15 protein-coding genes are annotated in these 21,108 nt (G+C 35.6%); 5 read left to right on the plus strand and 10 right to left on the minus strand.

Annotated elements, in window-relative coordinates:
* Positions 1-10: 10 nt before the first annotated feature.
* The gene (locus tag AC5YGG_RS04795) at positions 11-457 is read right to left on the minus strand and encodes a type VI secretion system contractile sheath small subunit (RefSeq protein WP_076552701.1); all 447 of its coding nucleotides are present in this window, start codon (positions 455-457) and stop codon (positions 11-13) included.
* A 353-nt stretch (positions 458-810) separates the two neighbouring features.
* Between AC5YGG_RS04795 and AC5YGG_RS04800 the strand changes: the two genes are divergently transcribed.
* The gene (locus AC5YGG_RS04800; RefSeq protein WP_496143321.1) at positions 811-1,857 is read left to right on the plus strand and encodes a hypothetical protein; all 1,047 of its coding nucleotides are present in this window, start codon (positions 811-813) and stop codon (positions 1,855-1,857) included.
* 64 nt (positions 1,858-1,921) lie between these two features.
* On the opposite strand, the gene AC5YGG_RS04805 is transcribed toward AC5YGG_RS04800, so the two are convergent.
* The 4 genes from AC5YGG_RS04805 to AC5YGG_RS04820 form a co-directional block, all read right to left on the minus strand.
* The gene (locus AC5YGG_RS04805) at positions 1,922-4,018 is read right to left on the minus strand and encodes a M13 family metallopeptidase (RefSeq protein ID WP_496143322.1); all 2,097 of its coding nucleotides are present in this window, start codon (positions 4,016-4,018) and stop codon (positions 1,922-1,924) included.
* Positions 4,019-4,200: 182 nt separating this feature from the next.
* On the minus strand, positions 4,201-6,261 hold the full coding sequence (locus AC5YGG_RS04810) for a M13 family metallopeptidase (protein ID WP_496143323.1): 2,061 nt from the start codon (positions 6,259-6,261) through the stop codon (positions 4,201-4,203).
* 77 nt (positions 6,262-6,338) lie between these two features.
* The gene (locus tag AC5YGG_RS04815) at positions 6,339-9,761 is read right to left on the minus strand and encodes a trifunctional glycoside hydrolase family 18/polysaccharide deacetylase/glycosyltransferase family 2 protein (protein WP_496143324.1); all 3,423 of its coding nucleotides are present in this window, start codon (positions 9,759-9,761) and stop codon (positions 6,339-6,341) included.
* A gap of 63 nt (positions 9,762-9,824) precedes the next feature.
* Positions 9,825-11,075, minus strand: coding sequence for a CinA family nicotinamide mononucleotide deamidase-related protein (locus tag AC5YGG_RS04820; protein WP_496143326.1), 1,251 nt, complete (start codon positions 11,073-11,075; stop codon positions 9,825-9,827).
* Positions 11,076-11,189: 114 nt separating this feature from the next.
* Between AC5YGG_RS04820 and AC5YGG_RS04825 the strand changes: the two genes are divergently transcribed.
* Entirely contained in the window at positions 11,190-11,663 is a 474-nt protein-coding gene (locus AC5YGG_RS04825; RefSeq protein WP_496143327.1) for a DUF7832 domain-containing protein, read from the plus strand.
* 66 nt (positions 11,664-11,729) lie between these two features.
* On the opposite strand, the gene AC5YGG_RS04830 is transcribed toward AC5YGG_RS04825, so the two are convergent.
* From AC5YGG_RS04830 to AC5YGG_RS04840, 3 genes are all read right to left on the minus strand, one after another.
* Entirely contained in the window at positions 11,730-12,272 is a 543-nt protein-coding gene (locus tag AC5YGG_RS04830) for a lipocalin family protein (protein WP_496143328.1), read from the minus strand.
* A gap of 72 nt (positions 12,273-12,344) precedes the next feature.
* Positions 12,345-13,079 (minus strand): LytR/AlgR family response regulator transcription factor, encoded by a 735-nt coding sequence (locus AC5YGG_RS04835; protein ID WP_496143329.1) that lies wholly within the window; start codon positions 13,077-13,079, stop codon positions 12,345-12,347.
* 73 nt (positions 13,080-13,152) lie between these two features.
* Positions 13,153-14,889, minus strand: a complete 1,737-nt coding sequence (locus tag AC5YGG_RS04840; RefSeq protein ID WP_496143330.1) for a tetratricopeptide repeat-containing sensor histidine kinase — start codon at positions 14,887-14,889, stop codon at positions 13,153-13,155.
* Positions 14,890-15,296: 407 nt separating this feature from the next.
* Here AC5YGG_RS04840 and AC5YGG_RS04845 point away from each other — a divergent pair, with 407 nt between their 5' ends.
* Positions 15,297-15,971, plus strand: coding sequence for an SIMPL domain-containing protein (locus AC5YGG_RS04845; protein ID WP_496143331.1), 675 nt, complete (start codon positions 15,297-15,299; stop codon positions 15,969-15,971).
* 333 nt (positions 15,972-16,304) lie between these two features.
* Entirely contained in the window at positions 16,305-17,906 is a 1,602-nt protein-coding gene (locus tag AC5YGG_RS04850) for a DUF4139 domain-containing protein (protein ID WP_496143332.1), read from the plus strand.
* Positions 17,907-17,963: 57 nt separating this feature from the next.
* Here AC5YGG_RS04850 and AC5YGG_RS04855 read toward each other — a convergent pair whose 3' ends face one another.
* Complete coding sequence (locus tag AC5YGG_RS04855; protein WP_496143333.1) at positions 17,964-19,169, minus strand: NAD(P)/FAD-dependent oxidoreductase; 1,206 nt, start codon at positions 19,167-19,169, stop codon at positions 17,964-17,966.
* A 115-nt stretch (positions 19,170-19,284) separates the two neighbouring features.
* Here AC5YGG_RS04855 and AC5YGG_RS04860 point away from each other — a divergent pair, with 115 nt between their 5' ends.
* Positions 19,285-19,665 carry a SpoIIAA family protein gene (locus tag AC5YGG_RS04860; protein WP_496143334.1) on the plus strand — a complete coding sequence of 127 codons (381 nt, stop codon included), beginning with the start codon at positions 19,285-19,287 and terminating at the stop codon, positions 19,663-19,665.
* 88 nt (positions 19,666-19,753) lie between these two features.
* Here the strand turns inward: AC5YGG_RS04860 and AC5YGG_RS04865 are convergent, their stop codons facing one another.
* Positions 19,754-20,956 carry an MFS transporter gene (locus AC5YGG_RS04865; RefSeq protein ID WP_496143335.1) on the minus strand — a complete coding sequence of 401 codons (1,203 nt, stop codon included), beginning with the start codon at positions 20,954-20,956 and terminating at the stop codon, positions 19,754-19,756.
* Positions 20,957-21,108 lie beyond the last annotated feature (152 nt).

Raw genomic sequence — 21,108 nt, forward strand, 5'->3', positions numbered from 1 at the left:
AAGTCTTTAATTATTTTTCAAGTTCTTGTGCTACTTCTTTCAATACTTCAATGAACGCAGCTCTTGTCTGATCGTTCTCCAGCATATTACGAAGAATTTTATTAGTTTTCAGCTGACGTACAATTTTGTTGTACTGCTCCTGCTCCATGCTCAATTGCTGCAGATAATCTGATTTTTGAGTAAGGTTTTTAGGAGTAAAGTCTCCAAGATTTTGAAAACGGAATTCTTCTTCTACCATTCCTCCGTCTTCTGCTTCATGCTGTACCGACACAGAAGGTTGAAAATGTTTGAAAACGTCTTCCACAGTTTTTAATCCTGTTACAATTTCAGGAGTATAAGATTCTTCTGTTGTAAGCTGGCTTACTATCAGTGATTTATTTTCCTGTATTTCCTGAATAGCTTCATTAGCGTCTACTTTTACCTCGTTTCCGCCAACACCATAATTAAACATTGCCATATTATTATTATTTTGAGATTTAATATTTTGATTTGGATCTGTCTTTGAGTAATTTACAAACTAATCGGTTACATTACTAATCCAAAGTTTAAATTTAAAAAAAAACTGTAACATACAAAATTTTGTCAAGATTTTTATTGAATTATTTAAATTAGGCTCTACTTATTTAACATAAAATCATGCATTTACAATATCACTAAGCTATGAAAAAATAAATAAAAATAAACTATAAAAGATAAAATAAAATCCTGATGAATTTTCAGTTACAAAAAACTTCAACCAAGTGTTAAAATAAGAATCGAATCAGGACGAAGAGAAAATATTCTTTATATTTAAATAAAGTAAACAGAATAATGAAAGATGTAAAAATTGCGTTCAGAAAACCCATATTCCCTGTTTCGGAGGCTTTGCAACAATATCTGGAAAAACATAACAGAACGACTAAGATTCAGTTTCTTTATGAGGATCTGCTAAGATTCAGTGATAGTGTGAATATTCTGGACAAAGAGGGCAAAGATACTTTATGGCTGGGGGTAATGTATCCTGAATATGAATTTAGAGAAATAGAGGCTAATTTAAATAAAATTTATACGCTTCTTCACTCCGACGGAGATGAGGCTACTTTACCTTATCTGAAAGTGGATACGATAGATTTCTGTACTTTCGGAAATTCTAAGCCTTTTCGAATTCGGGTGAGAAATATTCTTAACGACAATTATACTAATTTTTACATTAAGCAGGCAGATGCTTCCCGCATATACGGGCTTGAGCTCGAAGATTTACTTTCTCCCAACCGGATTAATTTTCTGATTTACAAAAACACTTTGATCGAGGAACATATCTTGGGAATTCCCGGAGATGTATTTATTCAGAAACATCTATCCAACTGTACGGAACTGGAAAAGGCACAGATTTCCAAGGAATTTGTAAAATTCAATGAGCGTTGTCTTATTGGGCTGCTCGGTGATATGCGTTCTTATAATTATGTCATTATTCCTATACACGATTTTGATCAGGTTATTTACAGAATCCGCCCCATTGATTTTGACCAGCAAAGCTATGAGGGTAATCTGAAAGTATATCTTCCCCAGTATTTCAAAGAAAATAATACTATGGTGAATATGGTGCTGGAAAAACTGAAACCTAATTCTATAGAACAATATCGCAAGGAAGTGCGTTCTCAAATCGTAAAAAGGGTGACCAGCAGTAAAAGCAGATTCGATGAGCTTATTTCTATTATGAAAAAGGAAGATATTGCTCCTGAAGCCAATGTTACAGAGCTTAAAACAGCTTTACAGAAACTCACCTATGATGTGAATTTCAAGTATTGCAAAACGATGGGAGATATTTTAGAAACCGGGATAAAGTTTGTGATCCGGAATTACAAAAAAGCTTATTAAAAAGAGAATCCGTTTCATATTGAATGAGACGGATTCTTTCTTTTCTAACAATTTTTTGGTAGTCTTACCAAATTTTTATTCTGTCCTCAGGAGCTTTATACATTTTGTCTCCCGGCTTGATATCAAATGCTTTAATGAATGAATCCTGGTTTACCAAAGGACCGAAAGCTCTGAACATCCCCGGAGAATGCGGATCTGTTTTCACCTGATTGATCATATATTCGTTGGTCGCTTTTGTTCTCCAAACGGTAGCCCAGCTCATAAAGAATCTCTGATCCTGAGTAAATCCACTGATTTTTCCAGGGTTTCCTTTATCTTTAAGATACATCTGAAGGGCATCGTATGCAACGGCTACTCCACCTAAGTCTCCGATATTTTCTCCACTTGTAAATTTACCATTCACAAAGCTTCCTTTTACCGGTTCGTAAGCGCTGTATTGAGCGGCTAGCTGTCCTACTTTTGCATCAAAGTTTTTACGGTCAGCTTCCGTCCACCAGTTATTCAGGTTTCCATCACCGTCAAAACGTGATCCACTATCATCAAAACCGTGAGAAATTTCGTGACCGATCACTGCTCCGATTCCACCGAAGTTTACTGCTGCATCAGCTGAAGGATTATAGAAAGGAGGCTGAAGGATTGCGGCAGGGAATACGATTTCGTTGTTTGATCCGCTATAGTAAGCATTTACTGTTTGCGGAGACATTCCCCATTCTGTTTTATCTACCGGTTTACCTACTTTATCTAAATTTCTCTGATATTGCCAAGCTGCTACATTTTGCAGGTTGGAATATAGGGTTCCACCTTGTTTTGGAGATTCTACCTTTAGTTGGGTATAGTCTTTCCATTTGTCTGGGTAAGCAATCTTTACGGTAAACTTGGATAGTTTTTCCTGAGCTTTTACTTTTGTATCAGGAGACATCCAGTCTATATTGGCAATATGAGATTTGAATGATTTTAAAAGATAATCAATATAGGTTTCCATCTGCTGTTTGGCTTCAGGAGTAAAGTATTTATCTACATATAATTTCCCGAATGCTTCTCCTAGAACACCATTTACAAGTGTTAAACCTCTTTTGTTCATCGGGCGCTGCTCTTTTTGTCCCTGTAATTCTTTAGCATAGAAATCAAATCTGATCTGCTCAAGATTTTCATCAAGGTTGCTTGCGTTACCGTTAATTAAATGATATTTCAGGTAGTCTTTTAATAAAGGCAGGTTTTTCTGTGTGATAAACTGATCCATATTCTGGTAGTACTTCAGTTCACCGATGATTACTCTGTCTGTATTTACGCCTGCATCTTTAAGGTATTTGGCAAGGTCAACGTTTTTCACCAGACCTGACAGTTCGGAAACGTTTTTAGGATTATATCTTAAATTGGCATCTCTGTTCTGTTCTAATGTCAAAAGATAATTTGCCAGCTGCTTTTCAAAATCCACTACATTCTGAGCTGCCTGGGTAGAATTTTTATATCCTAAAACTCCGAATAATTTTCCGATATAAGATTGATATTGTCCTAATGTTTTAGTGTTAGCTTCGTTTACTTTCTGATAGTAATCTCTTCCTAATCCAAGATCCGGACCTCCAAGATAGACTGCATTCATTTTAGAGTTCTTCATGTCTGCACCGGTTCTCCATCCGTAGAAAGAGTTATCACCTAGTTTTGTAGCTTCTAAAAGGTATTTCTGAAGATCGTTCAGGGTTTTAATGGCATCTATTTTTGCCAAGTCTCCTTTAATAGGAGCTAATCCGTCAGCATTTCTTTTAGCAGTATCCATAAAAGAGGCATAAAGACTTTGGATCTTTTGTCCTTCTGAACCTGCCGGATATGTTTCTGTAAGGATTTTGTTTAATATATCTAATGAAGCATCATCTACATTTTCCCTCAATGCATTGAACGAACCCCAATTTGCTTTATCTGAAGGGATTTGAGTAGTTTTCACCCAATTTCCGTTCACATAGCTAAAAAAGTCATCCTGCGGACGGACATTTGTATCCATATAAGATAGATTAATACCCTCTTCCTTCACTTCTTCTTTCACCGGCGTAGCAACGGTTGCTTTAGCCTCTGTTTTTGTCTCTGTCCCTGCAGTTTTTGCTGCACCACATGAATTTAATAATACAATACCCGAAAAGGCAAGTATTCCAATATTTAGCTTTTTCATTGAAGATAATTTTTGATTTTACACAAACTTATCAAATATACGAACTTTAATAATATGTATTGGATATAATTATTCAATACAGTCAATACGTATAAACATCACATTATATAATGCTTGTAATGGTTACCTCAGCTATTCCCAAAAAAAACAAAAACCGTTCATTGCTGAACGGTTTGTATGTATTACCAGATTTTAATTCTATCCTCTGGAGCTTTGTATAATTTGTCTCCTTTTTTCACATCGAATGCTTTGTAGAATGCATCAACGTTGATAAGCGGACCAAAACTTCTGAAATATCCCGGAGAGTGCGGGTCTGTCTTCACCTGGTTGATCATATACTTCTCACTTGATAAAGTTCTCCAAACTGTTGCCCAGCTTAAGAAGAATCTCTGATCCTGAGTAAATCCACTGATCTTTCCTGGGTTTCCTTTGTCTTTAAGATACATTTGAAGCGCATCATAAGCGATGTTCACTCCTCCTAGGTCAGCGATGTTTTCACCGTTTGTGAAAGTTCCGTTTACAAATGTTCCTTTTACCGGCTCATATTTGTCATACTGAGCAGCAAGAGCTTTTGTAGCTTTTTCGAAGTTAGCCTTATCTTCCGGTGTCCACCAGTCTACAAGGTTACCCTCTGCATCAAACTGAGCTCCTGAATCATCAAATCCGTGGCTCATTTCGTGACCGATAACTGCACCGATACCTCCGAAGTTTACAGCTGCATCAGCTTTAGGATTGAAGAAAGGTGGCTGAAGGATTGCTGCAGGGAATACGATTTCGTTGTATACCGGGTTGTAATAAGCATTTACAGTTTGTGGAGTCATTCCCCATTCTGTTTTATCAACCGGTTTTCCAATTTTAGCTAAGTCTTTATTATATTGCCATTCTCCAATATTCTGAAGGTTTTGATACAAAGTACCTCCTTTAGCTTCAGGAATGATTTCTAATTTTGAATAGTCTTTCCATTTGTCCGGATAAGCAACTTTTACAGTGAATTTATTTAATTTCTGCATTGCTTTTTCCTTTGTTGTAGAAGACATCCACGCCAGGTTGTTAATGTGAACAGCGAAACTTTTCTTTAAGTAATCGATCAATTCAACCATCTGAGCTTTTGCTTCAGCAGGGAAATATTTCTCAACATATAATTTACCGAATGCTTCTCCTAAGTTTCTGTTGATTAATTCAAAACCTCTCTTATTAAGAGCTCTTTGCTCCTGTTGACCTCTCAGATATTTACCGAAGAAGTTAAACTTCATATCTCCTAATTTCTCACTTAGGTAAGAAGCACTTCCGTTGATCATATGGAATTTCAGATAATCCTTAATTACAGGAAGATTCTGAGCATTTACCAATTTATCGAAGTTTTTATAATATCCTAGTTCTCCGATGATAATTTTATCAGTATTTACACCTACTTTCTTAAGGTAAGCAGGAATATCAGCACCTTTTACCAACGCTGAAAGCTCAGCCATTGTCTGAGGGTTATACTGAAGGGTATTATCACGGCTTTGTTCGTTTGTCAAATATGTTTTTGCAATGCTTTTTTCGTATTCAACAATACCTTTTGCCGCTGCATCAGCATTTTTATAGCCTAATTCTGTTAACATTGAAGCTACATATTTCTGATATTCAGCAATAGCTTCTGTATTTTTTTCGTTTACTTTTTGGTAATAATCTCTTCCTAAACCAAGAGAAGCTTCCCCTAAATAAACAGCATTCATGTTAGAATTCTTCAGGTCTGCATATACTCCCCATCCGTAGAAAACATTTTCACCTTCCTTTGTTACAGAGATCAGATAATTCTGAAGATCAGCCATATTTTTAATGGCATCAATTTTATTCAGATTTTCCTGAATAGGCTTAATTCCGTCTGCATTTCTCTTCTGCATATTCATATAAGAAGCGTATAGATCCTGGATCTTTTTACCTTCACTTCCGTCTGCGAATTTATCTTTTAAAAGAGAATTTAAGATGGTCATGGAATTGTTATCCGTATCCTCACCCAGTTTGTTGAAACTTCCCCAAGTCGGTTTGTCAGAAGGGATTTTAGCCGTTTTCATCCAAGTTCCACTCACATAGTTATAAAAATCATCCTGTGGACGCACCGAAGTGTCCATTAAGCTAAGGTCTAAGCCTTTATCTGTATTGTTTACTGCTGCTACTTTCGCAGTTTTAGCTTGTGCACTCATCGTATTTTGAGAGCAGATCCCTGCTATTAAGAACAAAGAAAGCGTTAATTTTTTCATTATGATAACAATTTATACAATATGTATGATTTATTTCTTATTTGTTACTTTTTAAGTGAAACAAATTTAAATAAATATTAAGAAGTTACAATCTCTTTTACGTTTCCTGTACGTTTCAGGAATCCCCACGATTGCATTTCGCCTTTCAGTGCCTTTCTTAAGCTTTTAAATAATACAATATACATCAGCCATCTGTATCCGAATCTTTGCGGAATTATATAGAAAAGATTCGTCAGCTTTTCTCTTTGCATAATAAATGCGATCAATGCTAAAGAAGCATCTACCAAAAGAAAGATCAGATAGTATCCGAATATTTTGCTTCCGTTTCCTGATAAAATTCCAAAGAACATAATCAGGTCTGCCAATGGTGAGAAAAACGGAATGATATACTGAAACAGTAAGATATTCGGCATTGCCCAAAGTCCTAATCCTTTATATTTAGGATTAAGGAAGGTCTGCTTTTGTTTCCAGAACATCTGCATAATTCCATAAGTCCAGCGGAAACGTTGTTTTAAAAACTGCTTCACACTTTCCGGGGCTTCTGTAACTGCTATGGCTCTGTTTTCATTTGCCACTGTATATCCGGCTTTTAAAATTTTCACCGTAATATCACAATCTTCAGCCAGTGTATCGGAGGAATAACCGCCTGCTTCAAGAACTACTGATCTTTTGAACGCTCCGATTGCTCCGGGAATTACAGTAATCGCATTGATATTCGCATAGGCTAATCTGTCAAAATTCTGACTTGTTGTATATTCAATTGCCTGCCATTTGGTCAGCCAGTTCACTGTATTTCCTACTTTTACATTTCCGGCAACGGCTGCTATCTTCTCTTCCGGACCTGAATTCAGGAATCTTGCGATAAGGTATTTCACAGCATCCTGTTGTAATTTGGTATCAGCATCTATACAGACTACATATTCGGCATCGGTTTGTGCAATTCCAAAATTCAGTGCCGTTGCTTTTCCGCCATTTGTTTTAGTGAATATTTTCAGTTTTTCGTGATTCAGAAATGCAGCTTTAGCCTTCTCAAAGGTTGAATCTTTACTTCCGTCATCTACCATGATGATATTGAAATTCGGATAGGTCTGCTTTAATAGGTTTTGTAACGAAGACACAATATTCACTTCTTCATTATAAGCCGGAACAATGATGGAAACTTTAGGATAAGACTCCAAAACCGGAAATCCACCTAATTTTTTCTCTTTTTTTCTTTCTTTAAATGCCCAATACGCCATTAACATTAGTCTTATCAATCCCAAAACAATAAATATGGTAAACAACGCCACCAAAAAGTGACTCAATCCATAAATGGCTGTTGCCAATACCAAATTCAGCTGCATGATATAATAGGATCTTGTTTTAGGAACCTCAGGCATCAGCTCATTTCTACTTTTATGAAGAATATTGGTAAGATTTGTAAAATGATATCCTTCTTTCTGAAGGGTTGGAATCAAAATTTTCAATGCTTTTACCGTTTCTTCTCTTGTATCTCCTCCTGCGTCGTGCAGCAATATAATATTTCCTCTCTGCTTCTTGATTCCTGCTAACACACGTTTTACAATCTCATCCGCTTTTATTCCCGGCTGCCAATCTTCCGGATCAATATTTTCTCCGATGTCCAGATAATTTTGCTGTCTTGCCAACGCTACAGGAATAATTTCCTCAGAAGTAGTAGGTTCGGAATCCGCATTATAAGGTGCTCTGAACAGAATCGTACTGTGTCCGGTGATACACTCTATGAGAAGTCTTGTTAATTTCATTTCAAGAAGGGCTCTTTCGGGGCTCACTTTCGCTACATTTTCATGGGTAAAGGTGTGATTTCCTATTTCATGCCCTTCGCGATAGATTCTTTTAACAAGCGGAAGATTCTTTTCTGCATTCAATCCTACCAGAAAGAAGGCTGCCGGAACGTGATATTTTGAAAGTATATCAAGAACCTGCGGGGTATACGTTTCATCAGGACCGTCATCAAATGTCAATACCAATTCTTTTTGAGGGGCGCTTCCATATTTTTTCACTTCATAAGAACTTGGGTAGGTGATATAGTTTTCATCTGTTATAATTTTCTCTTTAGGATCAATTTCCACAGCTATTTTACCATCATGAGGAGTATTTAGCACATCCAGTACTTCGCCGTCTCCGATATAATCTACCATCGTTTGTCCTTTTACATTTTCCAATGTTTTCAGGTTCAGTTTGGAAAGCCCTGCAAACGTAAGATCTTTATCATAAAAATTCCAGATTCGGCTGTCTTCACTTCCTAATCTCCAAAGTGCCGTTCCTGCTAAAGGATATTCAGATGAAAACCTCATAGTATTAAAAATAGATGCGGCATCATTGAAAAATACAGTATGGCTATTCTTATTGGAATCTGTGTAAGAATAGTTTAAGTTAAAAGTATTGTCATTGAAATCGATAACGGCTTTACTCGCACTTGCTTTTGTAATTGCCTGCATATAAGTCACAGAAGTATTGTCATCTTTATTGGAGCTCCAGTCATATCCGTAAGCACCTAGTCCCAAAATAACTTTTTGTGGTGATGTTTGTTTAATGATTTTACCTGTTTGAGCCTCTATCCATTTTTGTGAAGAAACCGGTCCGGCATCACTACCCGCTGAGTATTCATCATAAGCCATCAGCACAAAGTAATCTACATAGGGATCTAATCTTGGAATATTATAATCATCATTATCTGTCATAATATCCATGGTAACCAATAATTGATTCTGTTTGAAAGTCTCTGAAAGCTCTTTCATAAAAGCAATTAGATTTTCATCAGAGTTCAGGTTCATATCCTCAAAGTCAATATTAATTCCTTTGAAATGATATTTTTTACATTGCTGGGTAATTTTTTGGATCAGTACTGTTCTTTTCTGAGGATCATTCAATACTTTTGTCAGTCCTTCAGAACGGAATTCCTGATTAGAATTATTACTCAGAATAGGCATGGCTGCCACTCCGGTTCTCTTGATGATTTTATAGCCTTCAGGATCTACATTGGTTTTGAGATCTCCTGTTTTCGGATCAATGAAAAACCATTCCGGAAAAACCAGGTTTACGTGTCTGATATTTCGCTTCAGAGACATCAGAGATTGAGGATCCCAAGCTACATAAAAAGCAGAACGAATTCCACCGGGAAACTGAGCCCAATTCCGGTTTTGATTTTTATATCTTTCTGCTCTTGCCTTTTCCACTTTAGCAAGATTCGTATGAATGGATTTTTCAGAAATAAAGCTTCTGAAACCTTGATATTCTTTAGATATTTTATTCTCCTGAAGATAGGGTTTATTGGCTGTAATGATTGCTTTATAATCTTCTTTAAAAGGGATTTTCGGATTTTTATCCAGTATCATCATCAGTCCCAAAGCCAACAGAAGGATCGCCATGATAAAGATGAAAACACGACTTCCCCACTGTACGCTTTTCCAGCGTTTTTTGCTATTGGTCTGAAAGATTTGTTTAGAGTTTTCCACGTTAATGAACTTTATGGAATCCATTCCAAAAAGTATGAAAAACTCTATAATTTAAATTAAAAAAAAATTAAAAAATCAAAACTTATATTACTGGTTAACAAGAAGTCCCACAAGATCCTGAATTACCTTTTGAGAAACGAAATTCATAAAATCAAGTCTTTCCAGATGTGGCATGTACAATTTTGAGGTCACTTCCTGATCATTGATTCTGATAGTATAAAAAACGGTTCCTACTTCTTTACCATCTTCTCCTTTTCCCGGTCCTGCAACTCCTGTAGTAGAAAGAGAAATATTGGTTTCAAATAAATTCTGACATCCTTTAGCCATTTCCTGAGCTACCTGCTCGCTCACTACAGTAAACTGATCTACAGTTCCTTGAGAAACATTTAAAATTTTAACTTTTTTCTCTGTAGCATAAGCAACGACGCCTCCAAGAAAGTATTTTGAGCTGCCGGAAACAGAAGTGATCATCTTTGCAAGCTCTCCGCCAGTACAACTTTCTGCCGTTGAAATCGTTAATTTTCTATCCGTCAGTATTTCGGCAAGAATATTTTCTATTTTGTCTTCGGAAACTGCAATCACGTTATCTTTGATTAAAGGAAGCAGTTTTTGAATTTCGTCTTCTGTTTGTTGTTTCAAGCTGTCTTCGTGATCTCCTGACGCGGTTAATCTCAGTTTTACGCGTGTCCCCACCGGAAGGTAAGACAATGAAATATTTTCAGGTAAGGCAAATTCCCAATCTTCAATGGTGTCTGCAAGAATACTCTCAGGAATTCCCACCACAGAAACAATTCTGCTGTGAATATAATGAAGGTTAAATCTTCCCTGTAAATAAGGAATAATCTGATCTTTAATCAATGGCTTTACTTCATAAGGAACTCCGGGAAGACTGTAGGATAATTTTCCATCCAGCTCCATCATCATACAAGGAGCCGTCCCGAAATGATTCTGAAAAACAACAGATTTTGTAGGGACAAAAGCCTGTTCTCTATTTCTTTCTAAAATATCTGCACGCCCACGTCTTTCCATATATCCTTTAAGGTGATTGAAAGTAACCTCATCCAAAGCAATTTCATCATTGAAAAACTCGGCAAGTGCTTTTTTTGTTTTATCATCTCTGGTGGGACCTAATCCGCCTGTGGTGATCACCAGATCTCCCATCTCGAAAGCTGCGCTTAGTGTATTTTTAATCGTTTCTATTTCATCTGAAATTGTAAAGATCTGTACAACTTTTATCCCGATATTCTTCAGTTCGGAAGCAATAAAATTAGAATTGGTATCTATCGTATTTCCAGAAAGGATTTCATCACCGATAGTGATCAGAACTGCTTTATCCATATATCAAATTCTTGAAAAAAATTTCATACAAATGACGGAAAAATCTCTGGCTGCGGCAATATAAATTGATTTTTTCTATTTTTGACAAAATTATTTAAAACGATACTGAATATTATGTCAAAATATGATGATGCTTCATGGCATTACGGCGGTGATTTTCCGGAAGGTCTTCCTCAGAAAAACGGAGCTACACATACAGGAATGTTTCTGAACTGGTGTATCAATAACAATCTGATCTCCGACGAATTAAAAGAAGATGGCGCTGAAGAAATTGAAAAGGTAAAAAGAAGAGAAATTACCGGTGCAGAGTTTATTATGGATTCCTGTGACGGAAAGTTTTCTGAATATGACCTTAATGATCTTGGAAACAGCTTTGCAAAGGATTATTATGCAGATGATACAGACTTTGGAAACCGATACAGTTCTTTTGCGGATGATTTTGTAAATCTATTCGATTCTAAGGCGGAGGAAAATGATTATGAATATGAAACTTTCTACCACATTGAAGATACTTACGAAAATTATGATCTGATGAAACAGGTCATTGATTACCGTTTCGAGGAATGGAAAGAATATATTAACAGTTAAATGACAAAGAGCAAAATTGTAAGTGATTCAATCATCTGATTTACTTTTTACAATTTTGCTCTTTGTTTACTGATTATGTTTTACCCAAATCAGTTCATCGGTATTATATCCGATTTTCTTTGCTTTTTCGAGAAAACGCTGTTTGATACTTTCAGGAATAGTGGTGGTTCGGGATAAGATCCAAAGGTATTTCAAACTGCTTCCTGCAACTAAGGCATACTTATATTCTTCATCAATATCAATCACATTATAACCTGCCCAAATGGGTTTAAAAAAGGAAACTTTAAGTTTTGCCTCAGTTTTATCTTTTACGAATCTCGCTTCACCATTAGATTCATTCCAATTTTTTTTTACGTAATCATACCCTTTATTTCTTACCTGAATTGATCCATTTGAATTTTCTGAATATTCTGCGGTTACATTATCCATGTTTTTCTCAAACCTGTAATCGAAACGGGCTATTTCATACCATCGTCCGAGATATTTTTTAGCATCAAAATTCTTTACTGCTACAGCTCCTTTTGGTATTCCTACTGAGCAAGAATTAAAAGCGATAAGAGCAAGAGCTCCTAATGAGACGGGAAGTATAATTTTGTGAAAGGTCTTCATAACAGAAATTTTGCGGGGTTGTGATGAAAACGTCAAAAATAGTGCCTTTGAGCTGTTAAGGAACGATAAATTCTATGAAAACACCTTTATAAAATTGTCTTTAAAACTTCCGGAAACTTCAATTTCAGTATCGTCAGCAAGCATTACAGTTCCGCTTTTATGATAAGATTTCACAAAAGAAGTATTAATAATATGAGAGCGGTGAACCCGTACAAAAGGGCTTTCCAGCAAATCATCGAAATGTTTCAGAAACCGGCATACCATTTTCTTAGAGCCATCGGTAAGATAAACCTGTGTAAAGTTTCCATCCGCCTGAAGCCTTACAATATCTTCTGTTTTCACAACATCAAATCCTTGTAATGTTGGAAGGATAAGCTGTTGCTTTTCAGGTTTTAATTTTAAATTTTCAAGTAAAATTTTGTTTCTGTTAAGTTCTTCTTTTTTCTCAAGGCTTTCGGCAACTTTATTTACGGCAAGAATCAGCTCCTGAATATCAATTGGTTTTAGAATATAATAGCTGGCAGACTTATTTAAAGCTTGTAATGAATATTGTGAAAATGCTGTAATGAAAATGGTTTCGTAGGAAAATTCTTTGGTTGCTTCCAATACATCAAAGGCATTCCCGAAAGGCATTTCCACGTCTAGAAAGACTAATTGTGGTTGTTTTTCAGCAATTAGAGGAACCGCTTCTTTAATATTCTCTGCTTCCCCAAGAATTTCTACCTGCGGACAGTATTTTGTGAGATAGTTTCTCAATACTTCTCTTGCTATGAGCTCATCGTCTACAATTACAGCTTTTATTTTCATCGTCTTTTTTAATATGATATTGAATATATTAATTTAACAGGTGATCTATTTGTAAGAAGAAATATGCTCCGGTTTATAGATTAATCTTAATAGTAACCAAAACACCACTGTTATTTTCTTTATCTTTAACAATGCAGGTAATATCTTTCTTATACAGATCGTTCAGCAGCTTAATTCTTTCCAAAGTGTTTTTCATCCCCCTGCCCTCTCTTGTTTTCTGGTGCTGCGTTTTCTGCTTTTTACTTTCTTCAATTCCTATTCCATTATCTTCAATAATAATTTTAAGATATTGAGTATTTTTCTCAAAGCTTAGTTTTAAAAAGCCTTTATCTGTTCTGTAGCGGAGTCCGTGCCAAATCGCATTTTCAAGAAATGGCTGTATCAGCATTCCGGGAATCTGCAGGCTTTGCATATTCAGATTGTCATCTACGTCAATTTCATAATCAAACTTATCGGCAAAACGTGTTTTTTCGAGGGCAAGATAATTTTGTAAAAGATCCAACTCCTGTTGAAAAGGAATAAAGTCATCTGTAGAATTTTCCATAACACCGCGCATCAGCTTGGAAAATTTTGTAAGATACTGATTCGCTTCCAGTTCATTATTTGTTGCGATAAAATGATTAACGCTATTCAGACTATTAAAAATAAAGTGTGGATTCATTTCACGACGAAGCGATTGAAGGGCGATCTTCTTATTTTTGATCTGAACTTTTTTCAGGGTTCTGAAAATAAATATCATTAACCCCGTCAATACAATTAAAGTAGCAATCAACCCGTAATTAAATACATTTTTCTTACGAATCAATTCATCTTTTAATTCTTTTTCTTTTTCCAGCTGAGAAATTCTCTGTTCTGTGTCCTCCAGAATTTTATTATCTACCAGACTTCGGTCTTTGGAAACCAAATTCGGAAGTTTTCCCAAAAAGTCTCTGTACAACTGTACCGATGCATCTACATTCCCGGAAATAGCATACAAACTATCCAGTTTTTTCACACTTTTCTGAGCTTCCAGGGTATGCCCTTTATCCAGAGCGATTCCGTAAGCATTCTTCAAAAGATCTACAGCTTCTTTCGGATCATTCTTTTTAATATAAATATCCGCCAACTCCTGAATCTGATTGACTTTTTCCTGGGAATTTTCTTTGACAAAATCTTCTTTTAAGACTTTCTTTTTGGCTTCAATGGCTTTGTCAAACTTTTTATTTTCCACATACAGATCGGCTAGTTTCTGATTAATTGCCAGCGCCTGTTGTGGAGCTTCTTTTTTTGAAATAATATAGGCATTATTCAGGTTTGCTTCAGCTTTATCAATATCTTTCTGCTGTAAATTTATTTCTGCTAATTGGCTGTAACCTTCCGCTACATTTGCCTGTTCATTTTCCTTTTTGCTGATATTGATATTATTCTGAATAGCTTCTGCCCGAAGTTCCGGCGTAGGAGAAGAGAGCCTTGCCACATCATTTGAATTGACAGTTTTACTTTTTTCGCTGTAATTCATCTGTGCTGCCATGCTGTAATTGCTGATAGCTGGTGCTATTTTATTTTGTCTCTCCTGAGATTGGGCTAATCTTCGGGTGACTATTTCCAGATTTTTCTTATCATTAAGATTCTGATAAAGGTTTTTAGCTTTGATCAGATATTCTTCGCTTTTAGCATAATTTCCCTGACTGTAATAATCATTAGCCATCCCAACATAAGCATCGGCAACTCCTTTATTATCATTTTTATCTACTGCTTTTTTCAATTTTGCAGCAGATTTCAGTACCTGGGAAACCTTTGTAGAATCCTGTGCAGTGAGCGTATTTCCCACAGCAAATATTGAAATAAAAAGTATTTTAAAAACTAATTTCACGGATTTCAAATCTTTACTGCAAAGTAAGTAAAACTTTATCGATCAATTTGTATTCTTTACCAAGTCAAAACCTTCTTCTACCAAGTTACAATAGATAAGCATTTTACTTGGAAATACTTTTAATTCATATGAGATGTGCTTATTTATATTTAACGCAGCGTTTACAAAGGAAATTTGTTACAATCATATTTTATACGTTCGCAGAGGCGTTAACACTAAGCGGACAAATTAATATTTAACGTTGCTGAATAAAATGCCATGGCATTTCTGTCTCTCACCAAGTGAAACTTCCCTTTCACCAAGTCTCCCGGTTTTCAGTTTTGGATCTGACTAATTTTACATCAGAATTTAAAAGTAAAAACATTATGAAATTGAAACATTTTTTATTAATCGGAATTTTAACGCTGGGAAGTTTTGTGAACGCTCAGGAAGTAAAGAAAAATGCAATTGAAGTAACGGGAGTTGCAGAAATGGAAGTAGAACCAGATGAAATCATCTTCAGCATCGGAATAAAAGCAGATAATAAAAATGATCTTGCAGACAATGAAAAGAAAATGTTTGAACTCTTAAAAAATGCCGGAGTGAAAAATGACGACATTAAATTCAAGTCGATGTATCAGAATATTTATTCAAAAACGGCTAAGTTTTCCAAGAATTATGAATTTAAAGTTAATGCAAAATCAAACCTCAGCAAAGTTATGGAAGATCTGAATCAGAAATGGGTAACCAGTCTGAACGTTTCGGAGGTAAAGAATAGCAAGATTGCAGATTTCAGAAAAGTTGTGAAGATCAATGCTCTAAAAGCAGCTAAAGAAAAGGCAGATTATCTGTTGGAAAGTATGGGTAAGAAAACAGGAAGTCCTCTTGAAATTGTAGAAATAGAAGACTATACCAGCGATACTGTGATGCCTGTTGCCTATAAAAGCAGAGCAAACAATATACAACTGGAAATGGCAGATGCTTCTGTAGATTTTTCTTTTGGAAATATTGAAAACATTAAACTGAAGTACAGTATCAAAACGAGATACGAGATCCTTTAACAATAACAGATTTAAGAGAAGCTGCCAGATTTTTGGCGGCTTTTTTTTTGCCACGGATGCACGAATAAATTATTACACATTAGGATATAAATCTATGTTGCTATGGGTTTAAGAATTTTGAACCCCATAAGAAATCTAGATTTGCTAGAACGACAAAATTATTATTGTAATTCTGTTGATTTTATTGATGACGTGGAATTGCAAAAATATTCGTGTATCCGTGGCAAAAAATAGAATACAACATTTACCAAGTGAAAGTATTCCTTCACCAAGTTTTCTAATTTCCGGGCTTTAATGCAGGTAATTTTACATCATAATTTAAAATAATAAACGATGAAACGCTATCTCTTAATAGTCACCATTATTTCGGCTGTCTTCACAAAGGCGCAGGAAATTAAAAAGGAAATAGAAGTAAAGCAAGCCACTGTATTTCTTCAGGGAGCAAAGGTATTCGGAAGCACTAACATCAGTCTTCAAAAAGGAAAAAACACAGTAAGAATTGTAAATCTACCCAATAATCTGGATGAAAACACGTATAAAATCAATCTTGAAAAAAATACAACTCTTCTTTCTATCACGCCACAAAGTGATTTCTTAAAGGATGATGAGTTCTCCGATTCTGAAAAGAAACTGGATAATGAAAAGAAAAAGCTTCAAAGACAGGCAAACCTTCTGAACATTCAGATTAAAAATCTTACGGGTGAACAGCATATTATCAATGATAATTTAAAAGTATCTCCTAATGATAAGTCAACACCTCAGGATCAGCTTATTAAACTTACAGAGTTTTATAGAAAAAGGATGCTGGAAATTGATAATCAGGTATTTGTTTTGAATGAGCAAAAAAGTATTCTGGAAGAAAATATTACAAAGCTAAACAAACAATCCTCGGAAGAACAAACCCATAAAAATACTAACAGAAAGGAACTTCTTCTTGAGATTCTTGCTGATAACGATACAAGTTTGAATCTGGGAGTGAGTTACATTGTATACGATGCGGGATGGATACCGTCTTATGATCTCCGCGCTGAATCTGTAAAAAAGCCTCTTGAAATGGTTTATAAAGGTCAAATCTACCAAAAAACCGGACAAGATTGGAAAAACGTAAAGCTTTTTGTCTCTACCTACAGACCGTCATACAATCAAAACAGACCGATTCTTTCACCACTTTTTATTGCTGAATATACAGCTCACAATCCAATGTTGGAAGTTGCAGACTATCAAGTAAAAAAGTCTTCTGCAATGGTAAACGCCTATCAAATGCGACAGGAGATCGCTGCAAAACCAAGCCAGGTTCCGATAGCTTCGGTATCTGACAGCCAGATGAATGTTATCTATGAACTTAATTACAATCAGACCATTTTAAGCCAGGAAAAAGAACAATATGTGATTTTGGATAAAAAACAGATTGATGCGGCTTATAAATACCACACGGTTCCAAAGATTAATAACCAGGTCTTCCTGATGGCATTTGTAAAGAACTGGCAAAACCTCAACCTTATCAATGGTGAAGCTAACATTTATTTTGAGGATAATTATATCGGTAAGACCAATATCACCAGCAATTATTTAAAAGACGAATTCCCCATCTCTCTTGGTGTAGATGAAAGAATTACAATAAAAAGAATTAAGCTTGAAGATAAAACTTCTCAAAAGGCGATGAATTCTAACAAATGGGAAAATGAATCTTACCAGATCAGTATAAGAAACAATACAAAAGAAAGCGTTGACCTTGAAGTTCTTGATCAGTTACCAATCAGTGAGAATTCTAAAATTTCAGTGAAAGCACTGGAAATCGGGGATGGAAATTTTGATGAAAAAACGGGAAGCATTCTCTGGAATAAAAAAATCGGATCCGGAGGAATTGAAAAAATCAGTTTTTCTTATGAGATCAAATATCCGAAAGATATGCAGATACAATATTATAACAGGTAAATGATAAACCGGTGACTCTATGTACTCACCGGTTTTTTATTCTCATCTATATGCAGATTACCGTCCAAATTTAAAATACTTTGACAGCAAGTGCTTTTTATTCTTCATAAACTTAGAAGCCATCTCCATTCCTGTAACTGAGAAAGTAATTCCGTTTCCTCCGAACCCCAATACAAAATAAGAGTTTCTAAACTTCTTATGTTCACCGATGTAAGGAAGCCCATCTTTTGTTTCACCGAAAGTCCCTGCCCATACAAAGTCTGTATAGAAATGATAATCAGGTTTTATTTTCTTCAGGCTTTTTAAGATTTCTTTTTCCTTTTTATCCAATATTGAATCTCTTTTACTGGCATCATAAAAATCTTCGTCGCCACCTCCTATCAGCAATCTGCCATCATCAGTAGTTCTCATATAGAGATAAGGATCATCCGTATTCCAGACCAATGTACTACCGATATTTTTAAACTTATCATTGTCCACTTCGGAAACAACAGCATAAGTGCTTTTTAAATTAACAAAGTTCTCTTTCACGAGATTTTTGCTTTCATAGCCAATACAATAAATTATTTTTTTAGCCTTAATCTGAAAACCGCTGTCTACTTTAACCTTATTGAAACCTTTATGGTATTCCACCTCTTTCATTTCGGTCTTATCAAAAATCTTTAATCCTTTCTTGATATTATGTTTAAACAATTCATGAGCAAAAAGGAAAGCATCAATACTGGCGCCCTGTTTTGATAAAATGCCTCCGAAGGTATTTTCAAACCCAAACTTCTTCAATATCTGATCTGAATTTAGCCAGCTTACTTCAAAACCCGCTTTTTTTCTTGTCTCATACTCCTTTTTCAAATCATCAACATCTTTATTTTTAGAAGCAAAATACAATGATTTCTTTCTTTTAAACCCAGCTTTGGAATGAATCTTCCCAGCTAATTTTTCTATCGTATCAATAGCCTCTGAACATGCTTTATAGCTTTCTACAGCTCCTTTCTCTCCTATCATTTCAATGAGTTCATAAAGAGGTGTATCTATTTCGTATTGCAGCATTGAAGTTGTAGCGGAAGTACTGCCGTTACAAAGCTCACGTTTATCAATAAGAATAGTTTCATAGCCATCTTCTATCATCTGATGAGCAATAAGACTTCCTGTAATTCCGCCTCCGATAATTAAAACATCGCAATTTTCATCTGATTTCAGAGAGGGGTAAGTAGCTGTAAGCCCGTTTTTTAAAAGCCAGAAAGGTTCATTTGATTTAAGATCCATATTTATATTTTACATTAAAAATAACAATAATTGTGTCAATTTTAACAATAGATGTTGATTTTATGGTGTAATTATTGTTGGTTTATTCAAATCCAACCACCATAAAATATTTACTATGATAACAATTATTCCAGAAGCTCCGGAGAACGTTGCCGCATTTAATGCAACCGGAGAAGTGACGAAAGAAGATTTTGAAAAACTTGTAATTCCGCGTGTGAAAGAGAAAGTAGACGAATTTGGTGAGCTGAATTACTTACTGTATTTGGATACCGATCTGGATAATTTTACTGTAGGAGCATGGCTGGAAGACCTGCTTTTAGGAATTAAAAACCTTGCAAAGTGGAATCGGGCAGCTATTGTTACAGACAAAGAAGGTGTTCAGAACTTTACAGATATTTTCAGTGTTCTGATGCCGGGAGAGTTTAAATCTTTCCCAAAAGAAAATTTATACAATGCCTTATACTGGTGCAAAAACGGCAATGAAGTAGAGGTATAATTCTATGAATACAAAAAGCCTGTTTCTCTATTGGAAACAGGCTTTTTTATGTTTTCACTCTATGTTTATATAAACATTATGATGAAATTTATTTATCACAGGTAACACATTCTGTAGCAGATTCTTCTTGCTCAGCAGTTGCGGATCCGTATAAAAATATATACCTCACACTAATCACAAATCCTATGAAAGTCATTCCGACTCCTACTAATGATGGATAATTGAACGGCAATCCATATTCCAAAGGAATTCCTCCCAGGAAAGCCCCCATTGCATTGGCAATATTAAATCCTGCCTGCATAAAAGCTGCAGCCATCATTTCACTTCTAGGAGCTGCTTTCATCATCATAATATTAATAGGAGCTGCAATAGACATGGATAGAGCTCCGCACATAAATGTTAATATAAAAGCAATATTCTGATGCTCGGAAAGTAAGAATACTCCTCCCAGAGAAATCATCATCAAAAAGATCAGTAAAGCACAAGTTTTCTCAGGTCCCAATTTATCTGAAATAACACCTCCGGCAAGGTTTCCTACAACCATTCCGGCTCCGGCAAGCACCATTACATATGCCATTTGACTACTCTGAACTCCTGAAATTACTGTCATTAAAGGAGTAATATAGCTCAACCATGTAAAAAGCCCCCCAAATCCAATCGCTGTGATAGCCAATACCAGCCAGGATTGTTTATTTTTAAGGAATTTCAATTCTTCCAGGAAATGCGTATTCTGGTTCGCCTCTGTCGCAGGAAGCCATAGTTTTAAGAATAGTAAAGCAAAAATCCCAATTAAAGCCACAATAGCAAAATATAGTCTCCAATGGAATGTATGCCCGATATAGGTCACCAGAGGAACCATCACCAAGTTGGCAACTGTGAGCCCTGTAAACATCATCGATATATAAAATGCTTCTTTTCCTTTTCCTGCCATTTTAGCGGCAACCACCGTTCCTACTCCAAAAAACGCTCCGTGAGGAAGTCCGGACATAAATCTGATCACCAGCATTGTCCCATAGTTGGGAGCAATTGCAGAAAGCCCGTTAAAAATGGTAAACAGGATCATAAAAGCGATCAACACTTTTTTAGGAGGATATTTTACTGAATATCCGATAAGAAGCGGCGCTCCAATCACTACCCCCATTGCATATGCTGAAATTAAATGTCCTGCCTGCGGAATACTGATCTCTAATGTCTTTGCAATGTCCGGCAACAACCCCATAACGGTAAATTCCGTAGTTCCGATTCCCAATCCGCCAATTGCCAGCGGTATTATCCTTTTATCAATCTTCATTGTATGTTCTTTTATCTGAATTAACTGTTAAATTATTAATGGTTTCCCATCCTTATTTTTGAAAGTGCAAAATTCGAAAGAAAGTTTGGATTTCACTTCTCTTTGAATGATAAAAATTTGCTCCATATTAACCTTTTTATGTAATTTTAAAT

The sequence above is a fragment of the Chryseobacterium sp. CS2K3 genome (assembly GCF_059515185.1).